Source organism: Burkholderia sp. E168m23, from assembly GCF_016586125.1.
GTDB classification, from domain to species: Bacteria; Pseudomonadota; Gammaproteobacteria; order Burkholderiales; family Burkholderiaceae; genus Burkholderia; species Burkholderia orbicola.
The window spans coordinates 1-6,987 of the sequence record NZ_BCPP01000308.1 but is presented as its reverse complement, the minus strand read 5'-3'; the positions used below and the strand labels follow the sequence as shown (position 1 = coordinate 6,987).

6 protein-coding genes and 2 pseudogenes are annotated in these 6,987 nt (G+C 68.5%); 7 read left to right on the top strand and 1 reads right to left on the bottom strand.

Features of this window, described 5'->3' with window-relative positions:
- The 7 genes and pseudogenes from JMF90_RS40075 to JMF90_RS17145 all read left to right on the top strand — a co-directional run.
- A partial coding sequence (locus JMF90_RS40075) for an SDR family oxidoreductase (RefSeq protein WP_236597997.1) occupies window positions 1–158 on the top strand: 158 nt, incomplete at its 5' end.
- 88 nt (window positions 159–246) lie between these two features.
- The gene (locus JMF90_RS17175) at window positions 247–1,500 is read left to right on the top strand and encodes an endoribonuclease L-PSP (protein ID WP_050768800.1); all 1,254 of its coding nucleotides are present in this window, start codon (window positions 247–249) and stop codon (window positions 1,498–1,500) included.
- 125 nt (window positions 1,501–1,625) lie between these two features.
- Window positions 1,626–2,408 (top strand): glycosyltransferase family 2 protein, encoded by a 783-nt coding sequence (locus JMF90_RS17170; protein ID WP_011694400.1) that lies wholly within the window; start codon window positions 1,626–1,628, stop codon window positions 2,406–2,408.
- 203 nt (window positions 2,409–2,611) lie between these two features.
- A complete protein-coding gene (locus JMF90_RS17165) occupies window positions 2,612–3,373 on the top strand; it encodes a M48 family metalloprotease (RefSeq protein WP_011694399.1) in 762 nt (253 codons plus the stop codon).
- A 113-nt stretch (window positions 3,374–3,486) separates the two neighbouring features.
- A pseudogene (locus JMF90_RS40705) lies at window positions 3,487–3,795 on the top strand (FadR/GntR family transcriptional regulator); the annotation flags it as partial.
- A gap of 246 nt (window positions 3,796–4,041) precedes the next feature.
- The gene (locus tag JMF90_RS17150; RefSeq protein ID WP_011546204.1) at window positions 4,042–5,664 is read left to right on the top strand and encodes a phospholipase D family protein; all 1,623 of its coding nucleotides are present in this window, start codon (window positions 4,042–4,044) and stop codon (window positions 5,662–5,664) included.
- A 253-nt stretch (window positions 5,665–5,917) separates the two neighbouring features.
- Entirely contained in the window at window positions 5,918–6,691 is a 774-nt protein-coding gene (locus JMF90_RS17145; RefSeq protein WP_011546203.1) for a class II aldolase/adducin family protein, read from the top strand.
- Window positions 6,692–6,722: 31 nt separating this feature from the next.
- Here the strand turns inward: JMF90_RS17145 and JMF90_RS17140 are convergent.
- Window positions 6,723–6,987, bottom strand: a pseudogene (locus tag JMF90_RS17140) (hypothetical protein); the annotation flags it as partial.

Genomic DNA, 6,987 nt, shown 5'->3' with positions numbered 1-6,987 from the left:
CCGACCAGGCGTTTCCCGCGGAACGCATCAAGCAGCTCGTGCCCGCGCAGCGCGCGGGCCGGCCCGACGAAGTCGCGGCGATGGTCGCGTATCTGGTATCCGACGCCGCGGCCTATGTGACGGGGCAGGTGTTGTCCGTCAACGGCGGGCTCGCATGACGAAGCGCGCCGCATTCGCCTGACGTAACGCAACGCGGCGCAGGGCCGCGTGGTCGCGCGGCCTGCGCCGCATAGTGAGGAAATCGAAGTGTCCGTGCATCCAGTCGACGCCGAACGGCGCCCGTGTTCGATGTTGCCCGCCGCCGCGCCTGCGGCCGCGCCGTTCGCGCACGGCGGCGACCGCGCGTTGCGGCTCGTCCAGATGAGCGATGCGCGGCTCGTCGCGCTGCTGCACGATGCGCGCGGCCGAGGCGACGGACTCGATCGCGTGTTTCCCGGCGCGCTGGGTGCGGTGTGCATCGGCGCGGCGGGAACCCCGGACGCGTCGCGCGCGGCGGCCATGGCGCGGATGCTGACCGATGCCGCGCCCGGCCTGCCGGTCGCGCCGGTGCAGATGGCGCTGCTCGGCGCCGAAGTCGCACCGGGCGAGGCCGTCTGCGAACTGTGGCAGTGCGATGCGCACGACCTGCGCGGCGAACGGCGCGGTCCACTGCATTACCGCTACAGTGAAGCGGCGGGGCTCGTGTTCGGCAGCCTCGTCGTGCACGAGACGGACGCGGCTTACGACGCGTCGCGCGACGGCGGCACGCCGCTCGAACGCGCGACGTTCGATGCGTACCGCGCGCTGTTCGACCTGCTCGATACGCTCGGCATGCCGCATCCGCTGCGGATCTGGAACACCGTGCCGGCGATCAATGCGGTGCAGTTCGGCGTCGAGCGCTATCGTCAATTCAATATCGGCCGTCAGCGCGCATTCGACGCGTGCCGCCGCGCATTGACGGGCGGCGTGCCGGCCGCGTGCGCACTCGGCTCGGTCGAGGCGGTCGCGGGCGATGCGTCGCCGGCCGCGCCGCTCGCGATTCATTTCCTCGCGAGCCGCACGCCGGCCGACTCGATCGAGAATCCGCGCCAGGTCAGCGCGTATCACTATCCGGCGCAGTACGGCCCGCGTGCGCCGACGTTCGCGCGCGCCGCCGCGTGGGCCGACGGTGAAGCGAAGCCGGTGCTGTTCGTCTCGGGCACCGCGAGCATCGTCGGGCACCGCACCGTGCATCGCGGCGACGTCGTCGCGCAGACGCGCGAGACGGTCGCGAACCTCGCGGCCGTGCTCGAGCAGGCCGCGCGGCAGGGGCACGGGCCGTTCTCGCTCGCGGACCTCGGCTACCGCGTCTACGTGCGCGACGCAGGCGACACCGCGGCGCTGGCCGCGATCGGCCGCGTGCTGCGCGAGGCCGCCGGTCCTCACGTGCGGCCGCTGTTCGTTCATGCGGACGTGTGTCGCGACGACCTGCTGGTCGAGATCGAGGCCAGCGCCGGTCATGCGATGGAGTGGCTGTCATGAAGCGCGAGAGCCTCACGATCCGGCAACCGGTCCGGCCCGCGGCCGGTGTCGACGAAGCGTGCCGGCGTTCGTCGGCGAGTCATACACTTTTGTCAGGATCTCCGTCTTCGTCATCGGCTGTTCCCATGTCCAAGCTGCACGCGTCGTCCACCCATCTCGTCCTGATTCCGAGCTACAACCCGGGCGCCAAGGTCGACACGACCGTGCGCAATGCCCGTGCGCAGTGGAACCCGGTGTGGGTCGTCGTCGACGGCAGCACCGACGGCAGCGCCGAACGGCTGCAGGCGATGGCCGAGCGCGATCCCGGCCTGCGCGTGATCGTGCTGCCGGAGAATCGCGGCAAGGGCGCCGCGGTGCTCGCGGGGCTCGACGCGGCGGCCGCGAGCGGCTTCACGCACGTACTGACGATGGATTCCGACGGCCAGCATCCGGCCGACCTGATTCCCGCCTTCATGGCGGCATCGCAGGCCGCGCCCGACGCGATGGTGCTCGGCGTGCCGAAGTTCGACGCGAGCGCGCCGCAGTTGCGCGTGCAGGGGCGCCGGTTGTCGAACGCGTGGGCCGACCTCGAGACGCTGTGGGCCGGGATCGGCGATTCGCTGTACGGTTTTCGCGTCTATCCGGTCGCGCCGCTGACGGCGATCATGCGGCGCCAGCCGTGGATGCGCGGCTTCGACTTCGATCCCGAAGCGGCCGTGCGGCTGTGCTGGGCCGGTGTGCGCCCGATCCGCATCGACGCGCCGGTGCGCTATTTCGGCCGGCACGAAGGCGGTGTGTCGCACTTTCACTACGGCCGCGACAACGCACTGCTCGCGTGGATGCACCTGCGCCTGTTCACCGGCTTCGCGATGCGGCTGCCGATGCTGGTCGCACGCCGCCTGACGCGTCGCCGCGACCAGACGGCCTGAGCGACGGCCCGCCCGCTTTCCTTCCCGGCCGGCGCGCCGGCCGCGGCGATTGCCCCGCTTTTCGTCGCCAATCCGGGGCCGGATCGCCACGTCATGTCAATCCACTGAGTAATGAACGTGTCATCCGATGTAAACATCTGGTAATTTTCTGCCGGATTATGCAAAATCGCCGCTCCCAAATACAACTATCGAGGGATTCCGGGATGCAACTCAAGAAAGCGGTGGCGGCGTGTGGCGTGGCGTTTCTGTTGAGCGCGTGCGGCGGGGTGCAGAGCCTTGACGCGAACAGCCTGACGTCGGCGGGGACCAACCTGTACAAGGCAGCGACGCTGTCGGACAGCGACATCGCCGCGCTGTCGAACGAATCGTGCAAGTCGAGCGACGCCGAATCGAAGATCGCGCCGGCCAACAGCGCCTACGCGAAGCGCCTGACGAAGGTGATGAAGGGCTTCGGCGACATGACGCTGAACGGCCAGAAGATCAACTACAAGGTCTACGTGACCAAGGACGTCAACGCGTGGGCGATGGGCAACGGCTGCGTGCGCGTGTACAGCGGCCTGATGGACATGATGAACGACGACGAGCTGCGCGGCGTGATCGGCCATGAAATGGGCCACGTCGCACTCGGCCACTCGAAGAAGGCAATGCAGACGGCATACGCGGTGAGCGCGGCGCGCAGCGCGGCCGGCGCGGCATCGCCGGGCGTGGCGGCGCTGTCGAGCTCGCAGCTCGGCGACATCACCGAGAAGTTCATCAACGCGCAGTTCTCGCAGTCGCAGGAAAGCGCGGCCGACGACTACTCGTTCGACCTGATGAAGCAGAAGGGCATGAGCCAGAAGGGCCTCGTCACCGGCTTCCAGAAGCTCGCGCAGATGGACGGCGGCCAGAGCTCGATGATGAGCTCGCACCCGTCGTCGGCGAGCCGCGCGCAGCACATCCAGGATCGCATCGCGAAGGGCAGCTGATCCCGCGGCCGATCGCCGGCCGTCAGCGCCGGCGATCGGCAAGCGACATGAAGCAACCCACGCTCGCTCGGGCGTGGGTTTTTTGTTTTTTCGGCATGCACGTCGCCCCTTACCAGCTCGAAACCGCGCACGCGAAGGACGACGCGGCCGTCGAAGCCGCGACCCACGCGAAGCTGCACGAGGCGATCGCGTTGGCGTCGGACAACACGATGTTCCTGCATCTACATACGAGCGTGATCGGCATGCTGCGCGAGCACATCTCCATCGACGTGACCGGATGACGATGGAGGACGAGCAGGCATCCGAGTTGCTGTCATTGCAGCACACGGGGCGTGTACGAGGCGATTTGCGCGCACCGGCCCGAAGAGGCGCGCACCGCGATGCAGACGCATATCGGCTGCGTGCGCAGCCATTTCGAACGGGAGCGGCGCACCGTGAGATTGGTTGGATCTGCGCTGGTGCCCGCAGGAGCGGCGACCGGTCGCGCATCACGCATCACGCATCACGAACCGCCGTGCATGACGCACGTGGCGGCGGTGCGGCGCGGCATGCGGGGGCCGCTCGATTGACCCGCTCGTCGGGCGCCCACTAGAATCGTCCGGAACCGCCTGTCAGCCGCGCGCCGCGGCCATGATGTGCCCATTGATCCGACTGTCGAGGAAGCTTCCGTGCTCACATCCTTGATCCGGCGCGCGCCGGCCGCGCTGTCGTGGCGCGCCGCATGCCGCCAGGCCCGCGCGCTGGTCGTCTGCGCGCTGCTGCCGCTCGCCGCATGCGCGACGCATCCGCCCGCCACCTCGCTCGATCGCCCCGTCTCCCATGCGTTGTCGGCGGAAACCGCCACGCCGCTGCGCGATGCGCTGGCCGCGCCGGAAGCCGCGCATCCCGGGCAGTCGGGCTTCCGGCTGCTGGCCGACGGCGCCACCGCATTGCAGATGCGCATCGCGCTTGCGCGTGCGGCGACGAAGACGCTCGACATGCAGTACTACATCGCGACCGAGGACACGACCGGCAAGCTGCTGCTGGGCGCGGCGCTGTACGCGGCCGATCGCGGCGTGCGCGTGCGGATGCTGGTCGACGACCTGAACTTCCACGATATCGACCGCGTGATGGCCGCGCTGAATACGCACCAGAACATCGAGATCCGCGTGTTCAACCCGTTCGGCGCGTCGCAGCGCGGCATGATGGAGCGCACGGCCAACTTCTTCACGCGGATCGACAGCTTCACGCGCCGGATGCACAACAAGGCGATGATCGCGGATAACCAGCTCGCGATCGTCGGCGGCCGCAATCTCGGCGACGAATACTTCAGTGCGAGCCCGACGCTGCAGTTCCGCGATCTCGACGTGCTGGCGGCCGGCCCCGTGACGAGCGACATCTCGAAGAGCTTCGACGACTACTGGGCGAGCGCGAGCAGCTACCCGTTGCGCGTGCTGAATCATCAGACGTTCGATCCGAAGGATCTCGACGCGATGCGCGACGAGCTGCGCGATCACTGGCGCAAGAACGCCGATCCGTACAACGCGAAACCGCTGAACGCGACGCCGCTCGCCCGGCAGATCGCGCGCGACGAACTCGAACTCGTGTGGGCACCGGCCGAATTCAAGGTCGATGCGCCGGACAAGGTCGCGCGGCCGACCGGCACGTACGTGAGCCCGCCGATGCAGCGCCTGGCCGAGCTGACGCGCGGCGCGCAGAAGGAATTCCTGGCGTTTTCGCCGTACTTCGTGCCGCACGACGCCGGCGTGAAGATCCTCGGCGACACGGTCGCGCGCGGCGTGCGCGTCGCGATCGTGACGAACTCGCTCGCGGCGACCGACGCGGTCGCGGTGCAGTCGGGCTATGCGCCGTATCGCGTGCCGCTGCTGCAGCGCGGCGTCGAGCTGTACGAATTCAAGTCGCAGCCGGACCAGCAGCCCGCGCGGCTGTTCGGTTCGCGCTCGCGTGCGAGCCTGCATGCGAAGGCGTACGTGATCGACCGGCAAATCCTCGTGATCGGCTCGCTGAACCTCGACCCGCGCTCCGCGCACCTGAACACCGAGCTCGCGCTCGTGATCCACAGCCCGGTGCTCGCGCAGCAGGCCGCGGCGATCTTCGCGCGCGTGACGCAGCCGGACGAAAGCTACCGCGTCACGCTCGCGAAGCGGACCGACGGCGGTCCGCCCGCGCTCGAATGGACGGGCACCGAAGGCGGTCAGACCGCCACCTATCACGTCGACCCGCATGCGGGGCTGCTGCGCAACGTGATGACGGGCATCTTCACGCTGCTGCCGGTCGACGACCAGCTGTAAGGGCACGAACGGCTCCGGCAAAACCCGCGATACCGGTGCGCGGGGAAAGGTGATATGGTTGTGCGCGCAACTATAAGCGAATCGAGAAGAGGCGCTGCCGAGCTGCTCGCACAATGCGGGCCGGAACGGCGCCGACCGACGCGCCGCCACACGTGCGTGATACGCACCTCGCACCGCGCCCGGCGCCTGCACACGATGGACGATGCGCACCGCCATTCGCCCGGGGCCGCGCGCCCCGCAACCGGGGTTCCCCATGCAACGTGTACCGAACCAGCCGTTCACGCGTCCCGCGCGCTTCTCCGAAGCCGAATGGCAGGCGCGGGTGCAGCTCGCGGCCGCCTACCGCATCTTCGATCATCTCGGCTGGACCGAGCTGATCTACAACCATATTTCGCTGCGCGTGCCGGGCGAGGACGGACATTTCCTGATCAACCCGTTCGGGCTCCATTACCGCGAGGTGTGCGCGTCGAATCTCGTGAAGATCGACATCGACGGCAACGTGATCGGCCACTCCGACTGGCCGATCAATCCGGCCGGTTTCACGTTCCACGGCGCGATCCATGCGGCGCTGCCCGATGCGCACTGCGTGATGCACGTGCACACGACGCCGACGATGGCCGTGTGCTGTTCGCGCGACGGGCTGTCGTTCTCGAATTTCTATTCGGCGCAGCTGTACGGGAAGATCGCGTATCACGACTTCGAAGGCATCACCGTGCATCTCGAGGAAGGTCGGCGCATCGTCGAGAGCGCGGGCGGGCGGCCCGTGCTGCTGCTGCGCAACCACGGCCCCGTGACGATCGGCGCGACGCTCGCGCAGACGTTTTCGCTGATGTGGCTGCTCAACCGCGCGTGCGAGGTGCAGATCGCGACGCATGCGATCGGCGCGGCGCTGCCGATTGCGCCGCCCGTGCTCGAAGCGTGCGTGCGCGATTCGCTGAATTTCGATCCGAAGCATGGCGCGGGACAGGACGCGTTCGACGCGCTGCAGCGTATCGTCGACCGGATCGATCCGGGCTACCGCGCGTGACGCGGGCGGCGCGCCCGATGAGTGCGCCCGACTAGAACCGGTAGCCGACACCGGCCTGGATCACATCGGTATCGCGGTCGTAGCGCGTGACCACGCGGTTCCACGTGATACGTGTGAGCCAGCGGTCGGAAATCCGGTAACTGGCCGAGATCGACACGATGCCGGAGAGGCGGCCGTCACCCGGCCCCGGCTGGCCGTCGCGGTTGCGCTGGTTGACGGTGAAGTACGCGCCGGCGCCGGCCGACAGCGTGACCTTGTCGTTCAGGAACGCGCGCGTGAGCCACAGCTGGGACGCG

What these genes read in the sequence shown, in the direction of transcription:
- JMF90_RS17145 (WP_011546203.1), top strand. Translation starts at nt 5,918, where the DNA reads ATGCAACGTGTACCGAACCAGCCGTTCACGCGTCCCGCGCGCTTCTCC.
- JMF90_RS17170 (WP_011694400.1), top strand. Translation starts at nt 1,626, where the DNA reads ATGTCCAAGCTGCACGCGTCGTCCACCCATCTCGTCCTGATTCCGAGC.
- JMF90_RS17165 (WP_011694399.1), top strand. Translation starts at nt 2,612, where the DNA reads ATGCAACTCAAGAAAGCGGTGGCGGCGTGTGGCGTGGCGTTTCTGTTG.